General features: G+C 40.9%; 23 protein-coding genes. 14 read left to right on the top strand and 9 right to left on the bottom strand.

What is annotated here, in order from left to right; all coding sequences use genetic code 11:
* Nucleotides 1-239 precede the first annotated feature (239 nt).
* Nucleotides 240-596, bottom strand: a complete 357-nt coding sequence (locus tag BMW53_RS17000) for a DUF4870 domain-containing protein (RefSeq protein WP_038565136.1) — start codon at nt 594-596, stop codon at nt 240-242.
* Nucleotides 597-675: 79 nt separating this feature from the next.
* Here BMW53_RS17000 and msrC point away from each other — a divergent pair, with 79 nt between their 5' ends.
* The 6 genes from msrC (at nt 676) to msrA (ending at nt 5,462) form a co-directional block, all read left to right on the top strand.
* A complete protein-coding gene (msrC, locus tag BMW53_RS16995) occupies nt 676-1,137 on the top strand; it encodes a free L-methionine (R)-S-oxide reductase MsrC (protein WP_038565133.1) in 462 nt (153 codons plus the stop codon).
* A gap of 341 nt (nt 1,138-1,478) precedes the next feature.
* Nucleotides 1,479-2,210 carry a 23S rRNA pseudouridine(2604) synthase RluF gene (rluF, locus tag BMW53_RS16990; RefSeq protein WP_038560995.1) on the top strand — a complete coding sequence of 244 codons (732 nt, stop codon included), beginning with the start codon at nt 1,479-1,481 and terminating at the stop codon, nt 2,208-2,210.
* Nucleotides 2,211-2,585: 375 nt separating this feature from the next.
* Nucleotides 2,586-3,854, top strand: a complete 1,269-nt coding sequence (locus tag BMW53_RS16985) for a metallophosphoesterase (RefSeq protein WP_038560992.1) — start codon at nt 2,586-2,588, stop codon at nt 3,852-3,854.
* Between the two features lie 91 nt (nt 3,855-3,945).
* Complete coding sequence (locus tag BMW53_RS16980) at nt 3,946-4,521, top strand: hypothetical protein (protein WP_038560989.1); 576 nt, start codon at nt 3,946-3,948, stop codon at nt 4,519-4,521.
* Nucleotides 4,522-4,575: 54 nt separating this feature from the next.
* On the top strand, nt 4,576-4,872 hold the full coding sequence (locus tag BMW53_RS16975; RefSeq protein ID WP_038560986.1) for a DUF6787 family protein: 297 nt from the start codon (nt 4,576-4,578) through the stop codon (nt 4,870-4,872).
* Nucleotides 4,869-5,462 (top strand): peptide-methionine (S)-S-oxide reductase MsrA, encoded by a 594-nt coding sequence (gene msrA / locus BMW53_RS16970; RefSeq protein WP_074781041.1) that lies wholly within the window; start codon nt 4,869-4,871, stop codon nt 5,460-5,462. The genes BMW53_RS16975 and msrA overlap by 4 nt, the downstream gene beginning before the upstream one ends.
* Nucleotides 5,463-5,905: 443 nt before the next feature.
* On the opposite strand, the gene BMW53_RS21010 is transcribed toward msrA, so the two are convergent.
* Nucleotides 5,906-6,046: a hypothetical protein gene (locus BMW53_RS21010; protein ID WP_157470836.1), complete on the bottom strand. Its 141-nt coding sequence runs from the start codon at nt 6,044-6,046 to the stop codon at nt 5,906-5,908.
* Between the two features lie 271 nt (nt 6,047-6,317).
* Here BMW53_RS21010 and BMW53_RS16965 point away from each other — a divergent pair, with 271 nt between their 5' ends.
* Nucleotides 6,318-6,743: a MarR family winged helix-turn-helix transcriptional regulator gene (locus BMW53_RS16965; protein WP_038560980.1), complete on the top strand. Its 426-nt coding sequence runs from the start codon at nt 6,318-6,320 to the stop codon at nt 6,741-6,743.
* A 34-nt stretch (nt 6,744-6,777) separates the two neighbouring features.
* Entirely contained in the window at nt 6,778-7,410 is a 633-nt protein-coding gene (locus BMW53_RS16960; protein WP_038560977.1) for an NAD(P)H-dependent oxidoreductase, read from the top strand.
* 85 nt (nt 7,411-7,495) lie between these two features.
* Here the strand turns inward: BMW53_RS16960 and BMW53_RS16955 are convergent, their stop codons facing one another.
* The 6 genes from BMW53_RS16955 to rfbA form a co-directional block, all read right to left on the bottom strand.
* Entirely contained in the window at nt 7,496-8,248 is a 753-nt protein-coding gene (locus BMW53_RS16955; RefSeq protein ID WP_038560974.1) for a 3-keto-disaccharide hydrolase, read from the bottom strand.
* Nucleotides 8,249-8,316: 68 nt separating this feature from the next.
* Nucleotides 8,317-10,059: a phospho-sugar mutase gene (locus BMW53_RS16950; protein WP_038560971.1), complete on the bottom strand. Its 1,743-nt coding sequence runs from the start codon at nt 10,057-10,059 to the stop codon at nt 8,317-8,319.
* A gap of 62 nt (nt 10,060-10,121) precedes the next feature.
* Nucleotides 10,122-10,277 carry a hypothetical protein gene (locus BMW53_RS21005; protein WP_157470833.1) on the bottom strand — a complete coding sequence of 52 codons (156 nt, stop codon included), beginning with the start codon at nt 10,275-10,277 and terminating at the stop codon, nt 10,122-10,124.
* A 100-nt stretch (nt 10,278-10,377) separates the two neighbouring features.
* On the bottom strand, nt 10,378-11,241 hold the full coding sequence (gene rfbD, locus BMW53_RS16940; protein WP_038560965.1) for a dTDP-4-dehydrorhamnose reductase: 864 nt from the start codon (nt 11,239-11,241) through the stop codon (nt 10,378-10,380).
* Nucleotides 11,242-11,246: 5 nt separating this feature from the next.
* Complete coding sequence (gene rfbC / locus BMW53_RS16935) at nt 11,247-11,801, bottom strand: dTDP-4-dehydrorhamnose 3,5-epimerase (protein WP_038560962.1); 555 nt, start codon at nt 11,799-11,801, stop codon at nt 11,247-11,249.
* 6 nt (nt 11,802-11,807) lie between these two features.
* Nucleotides 11,808-12,689, bottom strand: coding sequence for a glucose-1-phosphate thymidylyltransferase RfbA (gene rfbA, locus BMW53_RS16930; RefSeq protein ID WP_038560959.1), 882 nt, complete (start codon nt 12,687-12,689; stop codon nt 11,808-11,810).
* Between the two features lie 308 nt (nt 12,690-12,997).
* On the opposite strand from rfbA, the gene rpsA reads away from it, so the two are divergent.
* Genes rpsA through BMW53_RS16915 form a run of 3 tightly spaced genes read left to right on the top strand, consistent with a single transcriptional unit; the run spans nt 12,998 to nt 16,244 of the window.
* Entirely contained in the window at nt 12,998-14,932 is a 1,935-nt protein-coding gene (rpsA, locus tag BMW53_RS16925) for a 30S ribosomal protein S1 (protein WP_038560956.1), read from the top strand.
* Nucleotides 14,933-14,971: 39 nt separating this feature from the next.
* Nucleotides 14,972-15,325, top strand: a complete 354-nt coding sequence (locus BMW53_RS16920) for an STAS domain-containing protein (protein ID WP_038560953.1) — start codon at nt 14,972-14,974, stop codon at nt 15,323-15,325.
* 7 nt (nt 15,326-15,332) lie between these two features.
* Nucleotides 15,333-16,244: a ribonuclease Z gene (locus BMW53_RS16915; protein ID WP_038560951.1), complete on the top strand. Its 912-nt coding sequence runs from the start codon at nt 15,333-15,335 to the stop codon at nt 16,242-16,244.
* Here BMW53_RS16915 and BMW53_RS16910 read toward each other — a convergent pair.
* Complete coding sequence (locus BMW53_RS16910) at nt 16,241-17,674, bottom strand: ATP-dependent DNA helicase (protein ID WP_038560948.1); 1,434 nt, start codon at nt 17,672-17,674, stop codon at nt 16,241-16,243. The two genes, BMW53_RS16915 and BMW53_RS16910, sit on opposite strands and share 4 nt — an antisense overlap.
* A gap of 92 nt (nt 17,675-17,766) precedes the next feature.
* On the opposite strand from BMW53_RS16910, the gene BMW53_RS16905 reads away from it, so the two are divergent.
* Genes BMW53_RS16905 through rsmD form a run of 3 tightly spaced genes read left to right on the top strand, consistent with a single transcriptional unit; the run spans nt 17,767 to nt 19,754 of the window.
* Nucleotides 17,767-18,399, top strand: a complete 633-nt coding sequence (locus tag BMW53_RS16905) for a hypothetical protein (protein WP_038560945.1) — start codon at nt 17,767-17,769, stop codon at nt 18,397-18,399.
* Between the two features lie 3 nt (nt 18,400-18,402).
* Nucleotides 18,403-19,215 carry a DUF3822 family protein gene (locus BMW53_RS16900; protein WP_038560942.1) on the top strand — a complete coding sequence of 271 codons (813 nt, stop codon included), beginning with the start codon at nt 18,403-18,405 and terminating at the stop codon, nt 19,213-19,215.
* A gap of 5 nt (nt 19,216-19,220) precedes the next feature.
* The gene (rsmD, locus tag BMW53_RS16895; protein ID WP_038560939.1) at nt 19,221-19,754 is read left to right on the top strand and encodes a 16S rRNA (guanine(966)-N(2))-methyltransferase RsmD; all 534 of its coding nucleotides are present in this window, start codon (nt 19,221-19,223) and stop codon (nt 19,752-19,754) included.
* Nucleotides 19,755-19,873: the final 119 nt, after the last annotated feature.

Genomic DNA, 19,873 nt, shown 5'->3' with positions numbered 1-19,873 from the left:
AAATTGTATTTTTACCCATGTCTAACTTTTTGGTGTGGTAACTCAAAAGTAGACATACCGGGTGGTTCTTTAAAATGTACTGCCCGGTAAATTTTTACCGGACACTAATGATTGAAAATGAAACAGAAATAGCCAAAATTGTTTCCAATCAATTTAGGAAAATGTTTGTAGTTATTCAATGGCTATTAATAATCAGTAAAACCAAGGGATGTCATCTTTGAAAAAGATTACATCCTCTATTACTGCAAAAAACGAATGGTAAAAGGATATTTGTAAGGCGTTCCGTTACTTGCCGATACCGAAGCCACAATAACCAGAACCAGCCAGGCAATTCCGAATCCAACCAGCATTAAAATGCCAATTCCCACAAAAATCAAAATGATTGAAATGAAAAATATGATCGACCAGGTAATCTGGAAATTTAGCACTTCCTTGCCCTGTTCGGCAACAAATTCGTACTCATCTTTTTTCGTCAGATAAATAATAAGCGGGCCAATTATATTTCCGGCAACAGGTAAAATAAAGGTGGCCAAAGCAGCAATATGAACTAACATTCCCCACTGGCGTTCATTCGGATCATCGATTATTCGGTGCATTTTTTCAGTTTTTTTATTCAACTAAACTAACGATTTTTTGTTTATTCGTGCAATAAAACAACGCACAGAAGATATTAAAATGGAAGACAGAAAAAAAGAAGGCCGATACGGAAGAATTTACAAACAACTGAGCGAACTGGTACTAAAAAGTAACAACACGCAGGCGCGAATGGCAACCATTATTGCCGTTTTGCACCATAAAATGGATTACTTTTTCTGGACGGGTTACTACCTGATTGAAGATGGAGAAATGACCGTTAACTCGTACCAGGGGCCGGTTGCCTGTCAGATTCTGGAAAAGGACAAAGGAGTGTGCTGGGCTGCTTACAACCGAAAAGAAACAGTAATAGTTGAAGATGTGCACGCTTTCCCGGATCACATTGCCTGCGATGCCCGCTCGAATTCTGAGATAGTGGTTCCGCTGAAAAATAAAACCGGAGAAGTTATTGGCGTACTGGATATCGACAGTTCGGGAAAAGCCGCTTTTACGGAAGTTGACGCGCACTGGCTGGAAAAAATGCTGGAGTTGATTTACCTTTAAATCGATGACTACTTTAGGTTAAGAAACGAATGCTTCATCTCAGGAAACAAGCGCCTTAAGTCGAGAAATGACTACATCAGGTCAGGAAACGACCGCTTCGAGTCAAGAAATGACTGCTTCAAGTCAAGAAACGACCGCTTCAACTCAGGAAACGACTGCTTTGAGCCGAGAAATGACTACATCAGATCAAGAAACGACCGCTTCGATTTAAGACAAACGAGTGCTTCAAGTCAGGAAACGAGTGCTTCGAGTGAAGCAACGACTGCTTCAAGTCAAGTAACGTTGGAAAAGGTCAATTTAAAGCCTTCCGATCGCTACGGATTTTCTACTTTTGCAGGCAAATGGAAAGCAAACGATTAAATAAAGCCATATCGGAAACCGGTTTTTGTTCGCGGCGCGAGGCCGACCGGCTGATTGAAACCGGCAAGGTAAAAGTAAACGGCGAGGTGGCCGGATTAGGTGTTCAGGTAACTTCGGACGATCGTATTGAAGTGGATGGGCAACTGATTACAAAGGAAGTTCCGAATATTTACCTGGCTTTTCATAAACCGGTTGGGATTACCTGCACCACCGACACCAGCAAAAAGGATAACATTGTAGATTTTATTAATTTCCCTGAACGGATTTTCCCCATCGGGCGGCTCGACAAACCCAGCGAAGGACTGCTATTTATGACCAACGACGGCGACATTGTAAACAAAATTCTTCGCGCCGGAAATAATCATGAAAAAGAATACATTGTTAACGTAAACCGGAAAATCACAAAGGCATTTATCCGGCAAATGAGCAACGGCGTTCCGATTCTTGATACAGTTACAAAAAAATGCCGGGTAGAACGCATCAACGACTTCACTTTCAATATTGTTCTTACGCAAGGGCTAAACCGCCAAATCCGCAGAATGTGCTCGCATTTGGGTTACGAAGTTACCCGCCTGAAACGTGTACGAATAATGAATATCGAACTCGGCAATTTAAAACGTGGCGAGTACCGCCATTTTACACCCAATGAACTTAAAGAAATAAATCGGCTGGTAGCCAACTCAAGCAAAACAGAAGAAGCCTCCGAAGATTAGTAAATGTTTATTGTCTATTCGAACATGAGCACTGCGACTTTGAGACGATAAGCATTAAAACTTCTAATCACTTTTCTATTTGATTCAACTCAAATACTGATCCCCAGAAGTTGTAATTTCCTCATTACATTTAAGGTTTTTTGTGATTTATTTAGGAGCCCGGTCACAAACATTTTAAGATTAAAAGTGTTTATTTGCAACGACTTAACCCGGATGACTCATTCGACTACGGCAATAGTCATGGTATTCCGGGTTAATCCCGACTTAGTTGAGTCCACTTTTTGAGTATCAAAAAATGGATACGAAACTTACGTCGTTTTGGGCTAATCGGGTAGTTGAGATGAATAATGCGGATTAAAACAATGAGGTAATTGTATGAGAGCGAGTATTTTCTTATTGATACCACTTTTTATTTTTATGCTGCTGGTGGATATTTACACTTTCCGTGGCATAAAACCGCTGCTCGCAAAACTCAGAAATAAATTCATAAAACAATCCTTAAGCATTTTGTTCTGGGCTATTTCAGTTCTTGTGTTTGATGGATTTTGCCTTTTTATGTTCGGGATAAAACACGTAAAACAGTCCGATGCTTACATATACGTCGGCTACCTGGTGGTTGGTTTTGCCTTGTTTTACATCCCGAAGTTTGTGTTCATTGTTTTTGTGTTACTAAAAGATGTTCAGTTGATTTTGCAGAAAACTTTCAACTGGATGAAGGAAAAAAGAAAAAAAGATTCAACATCAAATAATTCGGGAAGGAAAATGGAGAGAGCAGAGTTTTTATATCAAATGGGACTGGTTTTGGCAGCCGTTCCGTTTGCAGGGATTCTTTATGGAGTTACAAAAGGGAAATTTAATTACCGCGTAATGCGCGAAAAACTAACCTTCAACAATTTGCCAAAATCGTTTAAAGGATTAAAAATCGTACAGATATCGGACATGCACCTGGGTAGCTTTAACAAGAAATTCGACCAGGTTGCAAAAGCTGTTGAGCTGATTAACGAACAAGAACCCGACATTCTTTTGTTTACCGGCGACCTGGTAAATAATTTTGCCGAAGAAACCGAAGGCTGGGAATCGGTTTTATCGCAGCTGAAAGCCAAAATTGGCAAATATTCGGTGCTTGGAAATCACGACTACGGCGACTATTCGGAATGGGAATCGGCGGCTACCAAAGAAAAAAACCTGGCTGCCATCAAAAAATTTCATCAGAAAATTGGTTTCCGGTTGTTGCTGAATGAAACAGAAACTTTACACATTAACGGCGAAGAAATTGCGCTGATTGGTGTTGAGAACTGGGGAAAACCTCCATTCCCCCAACACGGCGATTTGCAAAAAGCTTCCGAAAAAGCACAAGGCCAACCCTTTAAAATTTTAATGAGCCACGATCCGTCGCACTGGGATGAAGAAGTGCTAAAATCTACCGATATCGACCTCACATTTGCCGGACATACACACGGCATGCAGTTTGGCATTGAACGTGCCGGAATTAAGTGGAGCCCCGTGCAATACAAATACCCGCGCTGGGGAGGTTTATATCGCGAAAACAAACAATTTCTGTATGTAAACCGTGGGTTTGGCTACATTGGGTTTCCGGGACGAATAGGTATGCCACCGGAGATTACAGTGGTGGAATTAACTTAAAAAAATCTTCTTCCCATTCAGTTACCTTGGAACGGTTTTGGCTTTGTGTGTGTCTTTTATTTTGTACATTGCCGCGTAAACAAAATCAACTATGAAGTTAAGTCCGCGCATACAATTTCTAATAAAAAACAGCTTAAAAGGCTTTGCCTGGCTGCTCATACTTTTGGGTGCCTATTTTCTTTGTAAGGAATTTGTTATTTCGCGCACTCCCGATGCCTGGATGGATAAAATATACGCCCAACCCCTATTGGTTTACCTGGTGTATTGTTTTTCGGAGTTTGTTTTCGGAATCATTCCGCCCGAACTTTTTATGATATGGGCCATTAACAAAGATACGATTGCGCATTATTTCCTTAACCTGGCGTTCTTTGCTGCGGTCTCGTATTTTATGGGCTACCTCACATTTCTTATTGGCCGGTATTTCTTCAACCACAACGGGCTTAAACGTTTCCGCAATACCTTCCTGAAAGAACAATGGCCTTTGCTAAAAAAATATGGTTTATTTCTTATTATTGTTGCAGCGCTAACTCCGCTTCCGTGGGCGGCCATAAGCTTGCTGGTTGGCTCGGCCGGGTACCCATCAAAACGTTACCTGAAATATGCCCTGTTCCGCTTTTTACGCTTTGCCATTTACGGCTACATCATTTTTCAAACCCATATTATTTAAAACAACACCAAACATACATTCTACTCTTTTGTTACTAGTAGCAAAAGTTAAATCATGTTTGAGCGGCTAAAAAAGAAATGGAACCTGAACAGTAATTTCCAGGTTTTAATAATTCTATTCGTATTTTCAATAACCGGAAGTGCTGCACTGTATGTGCGCAAGGGAGTTTTCGATTTGGTGGGCATAACCGAAGCTACCAGCCTTTGGATAAAAGTGCCACTCTACATCGTAACCGTAGTTCCGGCTTACCAGGTGTTATTTTTACTAATTGCCTCAGTTTTTGGGCAATTCCGCTTTGCCTGGGAGTTTGAGAAAAAAACGTTTTCACGATTTATACCTAAAAAGAAATGAAGACACTGGCACTTATATTCACATTATTAATTTATTCGAGCAGTTGTATGAGTAAAGATTTGCAGAAAGCCACACTGGGCGGAGGTTGTTTTTGGTGCACCGAAGCCATTTATCTGGAGTTAAAAGGAGTTGTTGAGGTAAAACCGGGTTACAGCGGCGGCCACGTAAAAAATCCCAGTTACAAGCAGGTTTGCGAGGGAACAACCGGCCACGCCGAAGTGGTACAAATTACTTTCGATACGGAAGTAGTAAGCTTTTCCGAAATTCTGGAAGTGTTTTTTATGACTCACGACCCTACAACGTTGAACCGTCAAGGCAACGATGTTGGCCCGCAATACCGTTCCGCAATATTCTACCATAACGAAGAACAAAAAGAAGTGGCAGAACGCGTTATCAATCTTTTTGAAAAAGAAGAGGTTTATAGCAGACCAATTGTTACCGAAGTTACCGAATTTGAAAAGTTTTATATCGCCGAAGATTACCACATTAACTATTATGCGCGTAATAAAACGCAAGGCTATTGCCAGTTTGTGGTAGCTCCTAAACTGGAGAAATTCAAAAAGATTTTTAAGGATCAGTTGAAGAAGTAGGCAATTGTTCCGGTCATCAAATGCGGGAGGCTTGATTCTGGATATCTGGTTGCTGGATGCTGGATACTGAAAGGATGTCATCTTTATATATGTTAAAAATATAGATGACATCCCTGAGTTGCCATAACTCGTGACTCGAAACGCTTACTGTACTCGATGCTAGATACTAGGTGCTGGATACTAGACACTGTGACCGTTTGCTGTCATTCTGAGCGCAGCGAAGAATCTGCTGCACCGGAACATCACTTCCCACAAAATTACGTAGATAATTATTCGAACTAAAGTTTCCAGATGCATTTTTGCACGGGCCTGCCCGACTCAAAAAGTTGATAGCCGAAGATCTGCTAGAGCCTATATTTCATCGTTTTACGCATTTTCAAAAAAGAAAGACCTTCAAGGTTTTGAAAACCTTAAAGGTCTGAAAAGTAACGACCAACCCGCGATTATACCGTGCGGTCGATCAGTTCTTTTATTTTAGGGAGCACTGCCCCAAGCGCTTCGTTGTTGGTCATGCGGTAGTAACCCGGAAGGATTTCGAGCAGGTCTTTTATTGCCTGTTCCAAATCGCTGCGCACGGCTGTCATCGAACTAATTTGATGTTTGGTAATAGTTTCTCCGGATTCCTCGCTATTGGTTGAAAACCACGCGATACAATCGCGCGGCAGCGCGGGAGCAGGGGTGCGGGGTACTGTTATTCATTAATTCGTTATTCGGCAACAGAACCGATCCCTTTCATTTGGTAATCTTACAATATTCATGAAATATTAAGCTTTTCTAAAATCATTTGTATTTCACTCTTTTATGTCGCGTACGATTTTATTTCATACTACATTTGCACAACACAAATTTTAATAAATGGAGGAAAAGTTAAAATTAAAGAGTCAGGTATGTTTTCCGGTTTACGCCTTATCGCGCGAAATCGTTAATGTGTATCGTCCGATTCTTGAAGAGATTGATCTTACCTATCCGCAATACCTCGTAATGATGGTCTTGTGGGAAAATGAGCCGCAAAAGGTACATGAAATTGGTAATAAATTAAATCTCGATAACGGAACACTCACTCCATTATTAAAGCGGCTGTCTGCCAAAGGTTTGATTTCGCGAAAACGAAACAGCAAAGATGAGCGCGTAGTGGAAATCTCACTTACCGAGAGCGGAAAACAATTACAAACCAAAGCAGCAGAGGTTCCGCAAAAGGTTGTAAAAGCCATGGGAATTACCCATGAAGATTTAATGCAGCTAAAGGAATTAGTAGTAAAGATATTAAACAGAGCCAAATAGGGCTTCAATTATTAAAGTCATAAATAGAGAAACAATGTCATTATTAGAAAATTTACAGTGGAGATATGCCACTAAAAAGTACGACCCTACAAAAAAAGTAGCACAGGAAGATGTAGATAAAATTGTGGAGGCAGCTCGCCTTGCTCCAACATCATCAGGTTTACAGCAGTTTCGGGTAATAGTAATCACCAACCAGGAATTAAAAGATAAAATCGTACCTATTGCCTGGGGACAGGAAATCGTTGCCGAGTGTTCGCACTTGTTGGTTTTTGCCGCCTGGGATCGTTATACCGAAGAACGAATTGATGAAATTTACAACAGAACAACCGATGAGCGCGGGTTACCTCGCGGACGTTTCGGTTCATACACCGATAAGCTAAAAGCGACTTACCTTCCTCAATCGGCCGAAGAAAACTTTATTCATACTGCCCGTCAGGCATACATTGGTTTTGGATTGTCGATTGCGCAAGCCGCTGAGCAAAAAGTAGATTGCACGCCAATGGAAGGTTTTTCAACCGATGAACTGGACAAACTGCTTGATTTAAAATCGAAAGGATTAAAAAGTGTAACAATGCTTCCTTTGGGATATCGTGATACAGAAGGTGACTGGTTAGCATCGATGAAAAAAGTGCGTAATCCGAAAGAAGAGTTTGTGTTGGAGCTTTAATAACAAGCTCTCAGAAACGCATAAAAAAAAGGTCGTCTCAATATAGTTATGAGACGACCTTTTTCGTTTACAAAATTGTATGTAGTTACAATTCCCGAATCCAGATATTGCGGTAGCTCACCGGATTTCCATGGTCTTGTAACTGAATAACATCGGCACCATGTTTTTCAACACTGTACTCCGGAATACCAATGTATTCTGTTGGTCCGCGCAATTTTGAATTATTCTGAACCAAAACACCATTGTGTAAAACTGTTACAGTTGGCGGAGTAAAGTATGTTCCATCGTCGTTAAAACGTGGAGCCGTGTAAATAATATCGTAAACCTGCCACTCGCCCGGGCCTTTGCAGGCATTTACCAGCGGCGCATATTGTTTGTACAAACTTCCGGCCTGGCCATTGCGATAAGTACGATTGTTGTAATTATCCAGCACCTGCACTTCGTAGCGTTTCTGAAGAAAAACACCACTGTTTCCACGTCCCTGGCTTTCACCAACCACTTCAGCCGGCGACCGCCACTCTATGTGTAACTGAAAATCTTCGAAAGCACGTTTTGTCTGAATAATTCCGGCTCCTCTTTCAACGGTTACACAACCGTCGGCTACTTTCCAGCCAACCGGGCCACCATCTCCGTTTGTCCACTCGCGGTCGATATCCACACCGTCGAATAAAACAATGGCATCCGAAGGTGCATCTGCCGGAGTTTCTCCGGGTGTAATTACCGGCACTTCAGGATCCCAGATTTCAGTCATTTCAGGTACCATTTGCGGTCTCTCTTCCTGAGCTACTGCGCACACTGCAACAAAAAGCAAGGCTACAGTTAAAATTTTTAGTTTCATTTTTTATTGATTTAGGTATTTATTATTAATGCGCTAAGCGGTTCAAAACCGCTAAGCGCTTATTCAAATTACAATCCCAGTTCTTCCATTATTGCATCGATTTTGGCATCAGCCTTTTGCTCTTCTGCATCAAAATCTTCACGCGATTTCAGTTCGCCAGCTACCTCAAAATAGAACTTAATTTTAGGTTCTGTTCCCGATGGGCGAACCGAAATTTTTGTTCCATCCTGTGTAAAGAACTGCAGTACGTTTGAAGTAACCTTCTGATCGATTTTCTTCTCCTCGCCGGTAATCAGGTTTTTCGCAATCAGGGTTGAGTAGTCTTTTACCCACTCCATTGGCGAACCGCCCAATTCTTTTGGCGGATCGTTACGGAATTTCGTCATGATCTGCTGAATTTCTTCGGCACCCGACTTTCCTTTACGAACCACGTATTTCATTTTCTCGCGCGAGAAACCGTATTCCAGGTAAATGTCCTGCAACAATTCGTACAATGTTTTGCCCTGATCGATGGCCCATGCAGTGATTTCGGCCATTAAAGCACATGCCGAAACGGCGTCTTTGTCGCGCACAAAATCCGATGGCATAAAGCCAAAACTTTCTTCGCCGCCACCGATGTATTTTTTCACACCTTCGTTGTCGCGAATTACTTCGGCAATAAATTTAAACCCGGTATATACATCAAAATATTCGATGTTATTGCGGCGGGCCACTTCGGCAATCATTTCGGTTGAAACAATGGTTTTTACCACAAACTCGTTGCCTTTCAGTTTGCCGGCTTCCTTCATTTTTACGATAATGTAGTAGAAGAAAAGCAGCGCCGTTTGGTTACCGTTTACAATGATGTATTCGCCTTTATCGTTTTTCACGGCTACACCAATCCTGTCAGAATCGGGATCGGAAGCCATAACCACGTCGGCATCAATTTCGGCAGCTTTTTTTGTTGCCATTTCCATGGCTGCAGGCTCTTCCGGGTTCGGCGAAACCACTGTAGGAAAATCGCCGCTCACCACATCCTGCTCCGGAATATTAATGATATTTGTAAAACCGAATTCGCGCAATGCAGCAGGAATCAGTTTCACTCCTGTTCCGTGAATTGGTGTATAAATAATTTTAATGTCTTTGTGGCGCTCAACCACGTCGGGCGAAATGGAAACTTTTTTCACTTCAGCAAGAAATTTGTTATCCATCTCCTCTCCCAATATCTCGATCAAGTCGTCGGAACCGTCGAACTTAATATCTTCGGGTTTAATTTTGGCCACTTCGTTAACGATGTTTACGTCGTGTGGCGCAACAATCTGCGAACCGTCTTCCCAATAAGCTTTGTAGCCATTGTATTCTTTGGGGTTGTGCGATGCGGTAAGAATAATACCACTTTGGCAACCCCGCTCGCGAATCGCAAACGAAAGCTCCGGTGTTGGACGTAAATCTTCAAACAAATAAGCTTTAATTCCGTTGGCGGCAAAAATCTTTGCACTGGTTTCGGAGAACAAACGGCTGTTGTTCCGGCAATCGTGACCAATTGCCACTTTTATTTCATCCAGATCAGCAAAATTCTTCTTCAGATAATTACTTAATCCCTGCGTGGCTGCTCCAACAGTGTAAATATTCATTCGGTTGGTTCCAACGCCCATAATTCCGCGCAAACCGCCGGTTCCAAACTCCAGGCTGCGGTAAAAAGAATCAATCAGCTCTGTCGGATCTTCGGCATCTAAAAGTGCCTGAACCTGGGCTCTTGTTTCTTCATCGTAAGTATCCGAAAGCCATTCCTGCGCTTTCGCTCTTACTTCCATTAATTCTTGATTTTCCATTTTATATCTGTTTTATTTTCCTATTTATTAAGTCTCTGGCTGAATGATGGATTGTAAAAATATCAATTCGAGAATCTGACACTTTTTGACAGATAATTTGAACCTTTTTTTATTTCAGAGTCAAGTTCTGCCTCTGAAACAACATCACCTCTTGCTGATTGCTCTCTTGCGGCATCAAGCTTCTCCATCAAGATTAACTTTTCGAATAATTCATCCATTGAAAACGCTTTAGTGAATTTATTCAATTCAGAATTGATTTTATTCATGTTAACATTACAATCTTCAATCTTTTTTAGAAACTTAAAGATAAGCTTTTCTTTATATTTTATCTGAGGCAAGTTTATCTAAGCACACTTTTAAACTATCACGCCAATACGGAACTTCCAGGTTGTAGGTTTCTTTTATTTTTGCTTTATTCAGCACACTGTAGGCCGGTCGTTTTGCCGGTGTCGGGAAATTTTCAGAAAGCACTGGTTTTACTTTACAATCGACTCCTGAAAGTTCGAAAATTGCCAACGCAAAATCGTACCAGCTGGCTACGCCTTCGTTAGAATAGTGGTAAACTCCCGGCACAAACTCCTCGCTTTCGGCCACTTTTAAAATTGCTGCTGCCAGATCGGCGGCATAAGTTGGCGATCCCACCTGATCAAAAACCACTCCCAGTTCACCCTTTTCTTTACCGAGGCGCAGCATTGTTTTTACAAAGTTGTTTCCAAAAGTTGAATACAACCAGGCTGTTCTGATTATTACTGTTTCCGGGTTCTCCGCCTGGCAATTTTGCTCACCTTCGAGCTTTGTTTTGCCGTATGCTCCGTTTGGTGCAACGGCATCTGTTTCGCTGTAAGGAAGATGGGCATCGCCGCCAAAAACATAATCGGTTGAAACATGAATCAGCTTTGCCCCAATAGTTTTGGAATATTTTGCCAGCAGCTTTGGAGCTAAAGCATTTACTTTTTGTGCCGTTTCAAAATCCGACTCTGCTTTATCAACCGCAGTGTAGGCAGCACAATTAATTACCATCCCAAATTTATTGTCGGCAAAGTAATTTTTTACTTGTTCTTCATTGGTAATATCCAACGAATCAACATCGGTATAAACAAATTCCCACCCGGGGTAATTTTTACTGAGTACTTTTAATTCGTTACCCAGTTGTCCGTAAGCGCCTGTTATTAATATCTTCATTGTTGCTAATACACAAAATTCATTTGAGCCTTTTCAAACGCCGGAGCATTTTTATCTTTTTCCGAAACCAAGGCTTCCTCTTCTTTCACCTGCCAATTGATTCCCAATGTTTTATCAAACGGGTTAATTGAACTTTCGGCTTCGCTGTTGTATAAGTTGTCGCATTTGTAGGTAAAAATAGCGGTTTCACTTAAAACCGAAAAGCCATGAGCAAAGCCTCGCGGCACATATAACTGTTTTTTATTATTTTCGTTCAATTCCACACCAAACCACTTCCCAAAAGTCGGCGATCCTTTACGCAGGTCAACAGCTACATCATAAACACTTCCCTGAATTACGCGCACCAGTTTTGCCTGCGCTGCATCGCCCAATTGAAAGTGCAAACCCCGCACGACTCCTTTTACCGATTGCGATTCGTTATCTTGAATAAATGGTCTTTCAATTCCTGCTTCGCGGTACCTTTCCTGCTGAAAAGTTTCGAAAAAATACCCTCTGTCATCTTCAAACACCCGCGGCTCAATAACAACTAATCCGGGGATTCCTGTCTCTACTATATTCATTCGTTATTAAAATGTAAATGCTTTTTTGCTGACGATTTTTAATAAGTATTCGCCGTATTGATTTTTACTAAGTGGCTTGGCCAGATCAATAAGCTGTTCAGTACTGATGTAGCCCTTTTTCCATGCAATTTCTTCAATACACGAAACTTTCAGGCCCTGGCGCTGCTCAATTGTTGAAATAAAATTCGAGGCCTGCAACAAACTGTCGTGTGTTCCGGTATCCAACCAGGCAAATCCGCGGCTGAGCAGTTTAACCTTCAACCGGTTTTCTTCAAGATATATACGATTCAAATCTGTAATTTCAAGCTCTCCGCGTTTTGATGGTTTTAGATGTTTTGCCTTTTCAACTACATCGTTCGAGTAAAAATAAAGTCCGGTTACGGCATAGTTCGATTTAGGCTCGTCGGGTTTTTCTTCAATACTGATTACTTTTCCGGCCTCGTCAAATTCAACAACTCCGTATCGCTCCGGGTCGTTCACGTAATACCCGAATACCGTTGCACCGTCCTCCAATGTTGCAGCCTGCTCCAGAATTTTTCTGAATTTATAACCATAAAATATATTGTCGCCAAGAATCATACTCACGTTATCGTTGCCAATAAATTCTTCGCCAAGTATAAAAGCCTGCGCCAAACCATCGGGCGATGGCTGAATTTTATACGACAGTTTTAAGCCCAACTGCGAACCGTCGCCAAATAATTTCTCGTACAAACCAATGTCTTCGGGAGTTGATATAATTAATATCTCACGAATTCCGGCCAGCATTAAAACCGATAGCGGGTAATAAATCATTGGTTTATCGTAAACCGGTATAATTTGTTTTGAAATAGATCGTGTAATTGGATAAAGACGGGTTCCTGAACCGCCGGCTAAAATTATTCCCTTCATATTAAATGGTTTATTCGTTCTATAGCTTGTCTGATTTCCTACTTCCCAACTATTAAATGACGATGAAAAGAGGATTCACTTTATCAGGCTTCAAAAGTAAATAAAAGAAACCCGGAATGCAATCCTAAATAAGGCCATAAAACTAAACTATGTTAAGCATATGGTGTTTTGCGCTAAAAAACGGCTCAATTTTGCTCTATTTCAATAAAATAACACGAATCTTTTGTTTTAATTGAATTTAGTTATAATTTTGCGCGCGCAAATTTTAACAAATATAAAGTCTAACTCATTAATTTAATTAAAATTACATGACAGAAGAGAAGAAAAAAGAGCTTGAACAAGAAGTAGCAGAAACTCCTGTTCAGGACGAAAAAAAAGAAGTAGTTGCAGAAACTGCAGCTGACGAAAAAGCGGAAGCTCCTAAAGCAGAAGCTAAAAAAGAAAAAAAGGCCGTTGAAACAACAGCCGAAGCAGATGCTGATTTCGATTGGGACAGCCTGGAAGAAGGAAGAGATGCCTATTCAGAAAAAGAACGTGGCAGCCTTGAAGATCTTTACAACGACACATTAAATACCGTTACAGAAAAAGAAGTTCTGGAAGGTAAAGTTATTTCGTTAAACAAACGCGAAGTAGTTGTTGACATAGGTTACAAGTCGGACGGTATTGTTAGCTTGAACGAATTCCGCTACAATCCAGAGTTGAAAGTAGGCGACGCAGTAGATGTTTACATCGAAAGTCTTGAAGATAAAAAAGGACAGATGATCCTTTCGCACAAAAAAGCGCGTGCAACCCGTTCTTGGGAGCGTGTTAACGAATCGCTTGAAAACGATGAAATCATCAAAGGATACATCAAATGTCGTACTAAAGGTGGTATGATCGTTGACGTATTTGGTATTGAAGCATTCTTGCCAGGTTCGCAAATTGATGTTAAACCTATCCGCGATTACGATATTTACGTTGGTAAAACAATGGAATTCAAAGTGGTTAAAATCAACCACGAATACCGTAACGTTGTTGTTTCGCACAAAGCTCTTATCGAAGCTGAGCTTGAGCAACAGAAAAAAGAAATTATCGCTAAACTTGAAAAAGGTCAGGTATTGGAAGGAACCGTTAAAAACGTTACTTCATACGGTGTATTTATGGACCTTGGTGGTGTCGACGGATTGATCCACATTACTGACCTGAGCTGGGGTCGTATTTCTCACCCGAGCGAGATCGTTGAATTAGACCAGAAACTGAACGTTGTTATCCTTGATTTCGATGATGACAAAAAACGTATCGCTCTTGGTCTGAAACAATTAACTCCTCACCCATGGGATAACCTGGATTCAGAGTTGAAAGTTGGCGACAAAGTAAAAGGTAAAGTTGTTGTTATTGCCGACTACGGTGCATTCGTTGAGATTGCTCCTGGAGTTGAAGGTTTGATCCACGTTTCAGAAATGAGCTGGAGCCAGCACCTGCGCAGTGCACAAGACTTCTTAAGCGTTGGCGACGAAGTTGAAGCAGCAATTCTTACACTGGACCGCGACGAACGCAAAATGTCGTTGGGTATTAAACAACTGAAAGAAGATCCTTGGTCGAAAATTGATACTGAATACGCTGTTGGAAGCAAGCACGCTGCAAAAGTGCGCAACTTCACTAACTTCGGTGTATTTGTAGAAATTACTGAAGGTGTTGACGGTTTGATTCACATTTCAGACCTGAGCTGGACGAAAAAAATCAAGCACCCATCAGAATTCACTGCAATTGGTGAAGAAATTGAAGTTGTAGTACTTGACATCGACAAAGACAACCGTCGTTTGAGTTTAGGTCACAAACAACTGGAAGAAAATCCATGGGATGTATTCGAAACAATTTTCACTGCCGATTCAATTCACGAAGGAACTGTGGTTGAATTGATGGACAAAGGTGCTGTAATTGCACTTCCATACGGTGTTGAAGGGTTCGCAACTCCACGTCACCTGGTGAAAGAAGACGGTACTTCAGTTAAGCAAGACGAAAAACTTGATTTCAAAGTTATCGAGTTCAACAAGTCGGCTAAACGAATCATTGTTTCTCACTCACGTATTTTCGAAGATGTGAAACGTGCAGCAGAAGGCGAGCAGCGTAAAGCTCAGAAAAGCTCTAACAAGCGCGCTATGAAAACTGTTAGCGATAACATCGAAAAAACTACTCTTGGCGACGTAAGCGATTTGGCTGCGCTGAAAAAGCAAATGGAGCAAGAAGAGAAAAAAGACAAATAAGCACTTGGTGAATTTAATTTGATTTTCGTAAATTGAAGCATGGCATTCGAGATTCGAAAAAACGACAAGTACACCTTAGTAAAGGTAAATACTGACAGATTAGACACCAATAATGCGCCCGAATTGAAATCGGAGCTGGTAGTTATTAATAACAATGGTGAAAAAAACATCGTTCTTGACCTGAGTAGTGTTACTTACTGCGATTCTTCAGGTTTGAGATCAGTTTTAGTTGCCAACCGGTTATGCGAAGATGCAATAGGAACTTTTATCCTTTGCGGTTTGCAGCCCGATGTAGAAAACCTGGTAAAGATTTCGATGCTTCACACCGTTCTGTTAATTACAGATACGGTTGAAGAAGCAGAGGAATTGTTGGAGAAGAAAGAAAACCTGTAACAACAGCATGTCTTTCGAATTAACCATACTAGGAAGTAATTCAGCATTACCGACTTCAAACAGATATCCAACAGCCCAGGTACTTGAAGTACCTGGGCGTTGTTTTTTAATCGACTGTGGCGAAGGCACCCAAATACAATTGCGCCGAAACAAGATCAGTTTCAGCAAAATCAGACATATTTTTATTTCGCATTTACATGGCGACCATTATTATGGCTTAATTGGTTTGTTATCGACTATGAATCTGCTGGGCGTAAAAAGCGATGTGCACATTTATGCCCCTTCCGAGTTAAAAACACTTATTCAGCCGCAACTCGATTTTATTCGCGGAGAAATGAGCATTAAACCCATTTTTCATCCGCTGAACCTGAAAAAGCCACAAACTGTATTCGAGAGTAAAAATATCGAAGTGCTATCGTTTCCGGTAAAACACAGCATTCCAACTGTAGGCTTCCTGTTCCGTGAGAAGCCCAAACAAGCCAATATAAAAAAGGAAATGATAAAGGCTTACAATATTCCGCTAGCACAAATTAAGGATATTAAAGCCGGCGCCGATTTTGAAACAGAAGACGGAAGAATCATTCCAAATGAAAAACTAACAACTCCCCCGCCCAAACCAAAATCGTATGCCTTTTGCACCGACACGGCATTTCATCCGCCAATTGCAGAAATAATTAATGGTGTTGATTTGCTGTACCACGAAGCTACATTTTTGGAAGAGCTAAAAGATTTGGCCGAAAAAACACTCCACTCCACTGCCCGCCAGGCAGCAGAAATGGCAAAACTGAGCAAGGCTTCAAAGTTGTTGATCGGTCATTTTTCGAGCCGGTTTAAAAACCTTAATGATTTTAAAACCGAAGCCCGCGAAGTTTTCAAGAACACCGAACTGGCCATTGAAGGAAAGAAATACATAATCTAAACATCTTCTTCCCCTTCAAAAAATCCTTTATCAAAATTCACCAGGTATAATTTTTCAGTTGGGCGCGTAAAAGCGGTATATAACCAACGGTAATATTCCGTATCCAACATATCTTCCACCAAATATCCGTGATCGACAAAAACTGCTTTCCATTGCCCACCCTGCGCTTTATGGCAGGTTAACGCATAGGCATATTTTACCTGCAAGGCATTAAAATACGGATTCTCTTTAATCTTCTTCCAACGCTCTTTCTTATTTCGGATATCAATATAATCTTCCGAAACGGCATGGAATAACTCCCGGTTTCGCTCCGACGAGAAAGATGCTGTTTCAATACTCAGTGTTTCCAAAAAGATTTTACAGTCGAGTTCTACATCTTCGTAGTCAACAAAACGCAAACACACATCGGCAAACCGGAAACCATACAATTCTTCGTATCCGTAAATTGATATGATTTCAGCAATATCGCCGTTGGCAATAAAATCAAGTTTATCATCCTCGCCGGGCCAGAAATAGTTGTTTTTTACCACCATCACCAAATCGCCGCGCTCAATCTCATTCTCCTTGTAAAGAATTGAACCGCGTATTCCTTTATTAAAAAGGTTGGCGCGTTTATTCGAGCGGGTAACCACAGTGGTATCGAAAAAACCATATTTATCGTAACACGACGAGATGGTTTCGATCAACTCTCCTCCCGAAATACGTTCAACATCGGGGAAACTTTTTGTTTCGATCGGGAAAAAACCTTCGTAATGCTGTTCGGCGATAATATTTCGCATTTCGGTGGCATTGGATAAAACGCCTGAACCTTCTGCCTGTCGTACCACTTCTTTCAATTCCACTTCGGAAACCGAAAAGCCATATTGCTCCAAACTAAAAGCTTCGAGGGCCGGACTTATACTTAAACCAACAGGCGGCAACTGCGCGGTATCGCCAACTAAAACCAGGTGGCAATTCTCTCCCGAATAAACGTACTGAAGTAAATCATCAAGCAGACGTCCGCTGCCAAAAACAGCATTCTCCACCATTTCGTTTGATATCATCGAAGCCTCGTCAACAATAAAATAAGTATTCTTGTACAAATTTTTATTCAGTACAAAACGTCCCATTCCATCGGATGCCGACTGCTGACGGTATATCTTTTTATGAATAGTAAATGCGGGCATCCCTGAATAGGAAGCCATAACTTTTGCCGCCCGTCCGGTTGGAGCCATTAAAACGGAACGAATTTTGAAGGAGAGTAAACATTGCGTCAACGAATAAAGCATGGTTGTTTTTCCTGTTCCGGCATAGCCTTTTATCAGCATAATCCGATCAGGCTCGGCACCGGAAATAAATTCAGCCAAAGTATCGATTAAACACGTTTGACTATTTGTTGGCGGAAAACCAAGTTTTTCGATTAGTATGGCTTTTAAGTGTTTTTTGATCATACCAGCTAAAATAACATAGGGTGTAAGAAGCTAATTTGTTTTTTTTTTTAAATTTGCAGGCAAACGAAAAATGAACTTATAAAAAAATAAAAATGAGAACCGTAATTCAGATTGTACTTTTCCTTGTAGCCGTTGTGCTTACCTATTTAATCTACCAAAGTATTCAGCGCCCTATTACTTTCGAAAAAGCAAAAGATGCGCGTTACGAAGCAACCGTTGCAAAGTTAAAAGATATTCGTAAAGCTGAATTGGCCTACAAAGATATTTATGGTCAGTTTACAGGAAGTTGGGATACTTTAATCAGCTTCGTTTCGAACGACTCGGTTAGAAACGTAAGAGCTATCGGTGAATTGACTGATAGTATGATCGAAGCCAAAATTACTGAGAAAAAAGCGATTGAAATGGGACTTATCATTCGTGATACAGTAAGAGTTGGTGTTATCGATGCACTTTTTGGTGGTGACTACGACGCCAATAGTTTGCGTTACATTCCAGTTCCGGGCGAGCCTACTGAGTTCCACCTGGGAGCTACCATCATTACAACCGGTTCAGGTATTAAGGTTCCTGTTTTTGAAGCAAAAGCACATAACAACGTTATATTAAGAGGTTTAGATGAACAATTAACCATCAACCTTAACGATCAGCGCAGAACCAACGAAAAATACCCGGGTTTAAAAGTTGGATCGTTGGAAGAAACTAACAATAATGCGGGTAACTGGGAATAAACCATGCATGAATTTGTAGAAGAAACGTTTCAACCGGAAACTACCGGTGAAAAAATATTATCCATTCAGGCTAGCCTGAATGGATTTTCTTTTTCTATTGTTTGCCCCACCCAGAGGAAGTTGCTCTATTTTAAAGACATTGCACTGAAGATAAGCAACACAAATTTATTGGCCAGGCATTTTGAAGCGTTGTTCGCAGAAGAAACCATTCTTCAAAATAACTTCCACAAAATTTTCCTCGTTTACCATTCCCAAAATTTTACCCTGATTCCGGAACAATTCTACCGGGATAACATTGTCCAAAATATTACTCCCCTGCTTTTTGAGCAAAACGAGCAGGCCAGCTGGCTGAACAACAAAATTGCCGGAGTAAACGGAGAATTACTGTTTGCCATTCCCGAAAGTTTTCAACAAACAATAAATAAACGTTTACCTTCAGCACAAATCATTCACCCTTTCCATCGGATAATTGAGCAGACCAACATTTCGGAAGCCACTCCGAAACTATTGCTGCTTTTTGGTACCAATCATTTTTCGATGGCCCTGTTTGGCCAAAACGAATTAAAGCTGATCAATAATTTTAGTTTTAAACACCCCAACGATGTGGTGTATTTTGTGCTTACGGTTTTGCGCCAGTTTAGTATTTCGGCCAAAGAAATTACCGTGCAGTTTGCAGGAAATATAAAAGCCCACGCCGGATTAGAGGATGTACTGCAAAAGCATTTTTCGCAATCCTCTGCGATAAATGCAGCAATTGCGGTACCGACTTTTATCAACAAAGCGCTTATCACAAAAAATATTAGTCTATTTTTGTAGTTCATATGAGAATAATCGGAGGCGAATTTAAAGGAAGGATTTTTCATCCGGGCAAAAAATTTAAAGCCCGGCCAACAACCGACATTGCAAAAGAAGGCTTGTTTAATATTCTTGAAAACCGTTATGAGTTTTCGAATAAAAATATTCTCGATCTGTTTTCGGGAACCGGAAGTATGGGCTACGAATTTTTGAGCAGAGGCTGTTTAAGCGCCACTCTGGTTGAAACACACTTTCCACACTATAAATTCATTTTGGAAGTAATAGACGCCCTTAAAATAAGCAACGCGAAGGTTTTTAAGGCCGATGCATTTAAGTTTGTACAAAAAACACCCGATAGCTTTAATATTATTTTTGCCGATCCGCCATTCGATCACCCGAAGTTTAAAGAAATTCCAGATGCGGTGCTGAATACCAATATTTTAGCCCCCGACGGACTTTTTATTCTGGAACATCCGAAAGAATACGATTTCTCGTCGCACACCTGTTTTAAAGAGCTGCGAACCTACGGAAAAGTGAATTTCAGTTTCTTTGAGAAATGAACTACCTAGCAGCAAGCTAACGAGGCAGCAATATGGAATGTAGGTTAATTACGATGCAAGCATCGGAGTATTAACTCATTTATCCCGATACGCTACGCTATCGGGATTAGTTCGATCAT

The organism is Draconibacterium orientale, from assembly GCF_900111425.1.
Lineage (GTDB): Bacteria > Bacteroidota > Bacteroidia > Bacteroidales > Prolixibacteraceae > Draconibacterium > Draconibacterium orientale.
Note: the sequence above shows the minus strand (reverse complement) of the source record. Positions and strands in the feature narration are given on the sequence as shown.

What these genes read in the sequence shown, in the direction of transcription:
- BMW53_RS16955 (WP_038560974.1), bottom strand. Translation starts at nt 8,248, where the DNA reads ATGAAACTAAAAATTTTAACTGTAGCCTTGCTTTTTGTTGCAGTGTGC.
- rfbC (WP_038560962.1), bottom strand. Translation starts at nt 11,801, where the DNA reads ATGAATATAGTAGAGACAGGAATCCCCGGATTAGTTGTTATTGAGCCG.
- BMW53_RS16905 (WP_038560945.1), top strand. Translation starts at nt 17,767, where the DNA reads ATGAGAACCGTAATTCAGATTGTACTTTTCCTTGTAGCCGTTGTGCTT.
- BMW53_RS16920 (WP_038560953.1), top strand. Translation starts at nt 14,972, where the DNA reads ATGGCATTCGAGATTCGAAAAAACGACAAGTACACCTTAGTAAAGGTA.
- BMW53_RS16960 (WP_038560977.1), top strand. Translation starts at nt 6,778, where the DNA reads ATGTCATTATTAGAAAATTTACAGTGGAGATATGCCACTAAAAAGTAC.
- BMW53_RS16965 (WP_038560980.1), top strand. Translation starts at nt 6,318, where the DNA reads ATGGAGGAAAAGTTAAAATTAAAGAGTCAGGTATGTTTTCCGGTTTAC.
- BMW53_RS21010 (WP_157470836.1), bottom strand. Translation starts at nt 6,046, where the DNA reads ATGACAGCCGTGCGCAGCGATTTGGAACAGGCAATAAAAGACCTGCTC.
- BMW53_RS16980 (WP_038560989.1), top strand. Translation starts at nt 3,946, where the DNA reads ATGAAGTTAAGTCCGCGCATACAATTTCTAATAAAAAACAGCTTAAAA.
- BMW53_RS16900 (WP_038560942.1), top strand. Translation starts at nt 18,403, where the DNA reads ATGCATGAATTTGTAGAAGAAACGTTTCAACCGGAAACTACCGGTGAA.
- rfbA (WP_038560959.1), bottom strand. Translation starts at nt 12,689, where the DNA reads ATGAAGGGAATAATTTTAGCCGGCGGTTCAGGAACCCGTCTTTATCCA.
- BMW53_RS16985 (WP_038560992.1), top strand. Translation starts at nt 2,586, where the DNA reads ATGAGAGCGAGTATTTTCTTATTGATACCACTTTTTATTTTTATGCTG.
- rluF (WP_038560995.1), top strand. Translation starts at nt 1,479, where the DNA reads ATGGAAAGCAAACGATTAAATAAAGCCATATCGGAAACCGGTTTTTGT.
- BMW53_RS16975 (WP_038560986.1), top strand. Translation starts at nt 4,576, where the DNA reads ATGTTTGAGCGGCTAAAAAAGAAATGGAACCTGAACAGTAATTTCCAG.
- rfbD (WP_038560965.1), bottom strand. Translation starts at nt 11,241, where the DNA reads ATGAAGATATTAATAACAGGCGCTTACGGACAACTGGGTAACGAATTA.
- rsmD (WP_038560939.1), top strand. Translation starts at nt 19,221, where the DNA reads ATGAGAATAATCGGAGGCGAATTTAAAGGAAGGATTTTTCATCCGGGC.
- BMW53_RS17000 (WP_038565136.1), bottom strand. Translation starts at nt 596, where the DNA reads ATGCACCGAATAATCGATGATCCGAATGAACGCCAGTGGGGAATGTTA.
- BMW53_RS16950 (WP_038560971.1), bottom strand. Translation starts at nt 10,059, where the DNA reads ATGGAAAATCAAGAATTAATGGAAGTAAGAGCGAAAGCGCAGGAATGG.
- BMW53_RS16915 (WP_038560951.1), top strand. Translation starts at nt 15,333, where the DNA reads ATGTCTTTCGAATTAACCATACTAGGAAGTAATTCAGCATTACCGACT.
- BMW53_RS21005 (WP_157470833.1), bottom strand. Translation starts at nt 10,277, where the DNA reads ATGGATGAATTATTCGAAAAGTTAATCTTGATGGAGAAGCTTGATGCC.
- msrC (WP_038565133.1), top strand. Translation starts at nt 676, where the DNA reads ATGGAAGACAGAAAAAAAGAAGGCCGATACGGAAGAATTTACAAACAA.
- msrA (WP_074781041.1), top strand. Translation starts at nt 4,869, where the DNA reads ATGAAGACACTGGCACTTATATTCACATTATTAATTTATTCGAGCAGT.
- BMW53_RS16910 (WP_038560948.1), bottom strand. Translation starts at nt 17,674, where the DNA reads ATGATCAAAAAACACTTAAAAGCCATACTAATCGAAAAACTTGGTTTT.
- rpsA (WP_038560956.1), top strand. Translation starts at nt 12,998, where the DNA reads ATGACAGAAGAGAAGAAAAAAGAGCTTGAACAAGAAGTAGCAGAAACT.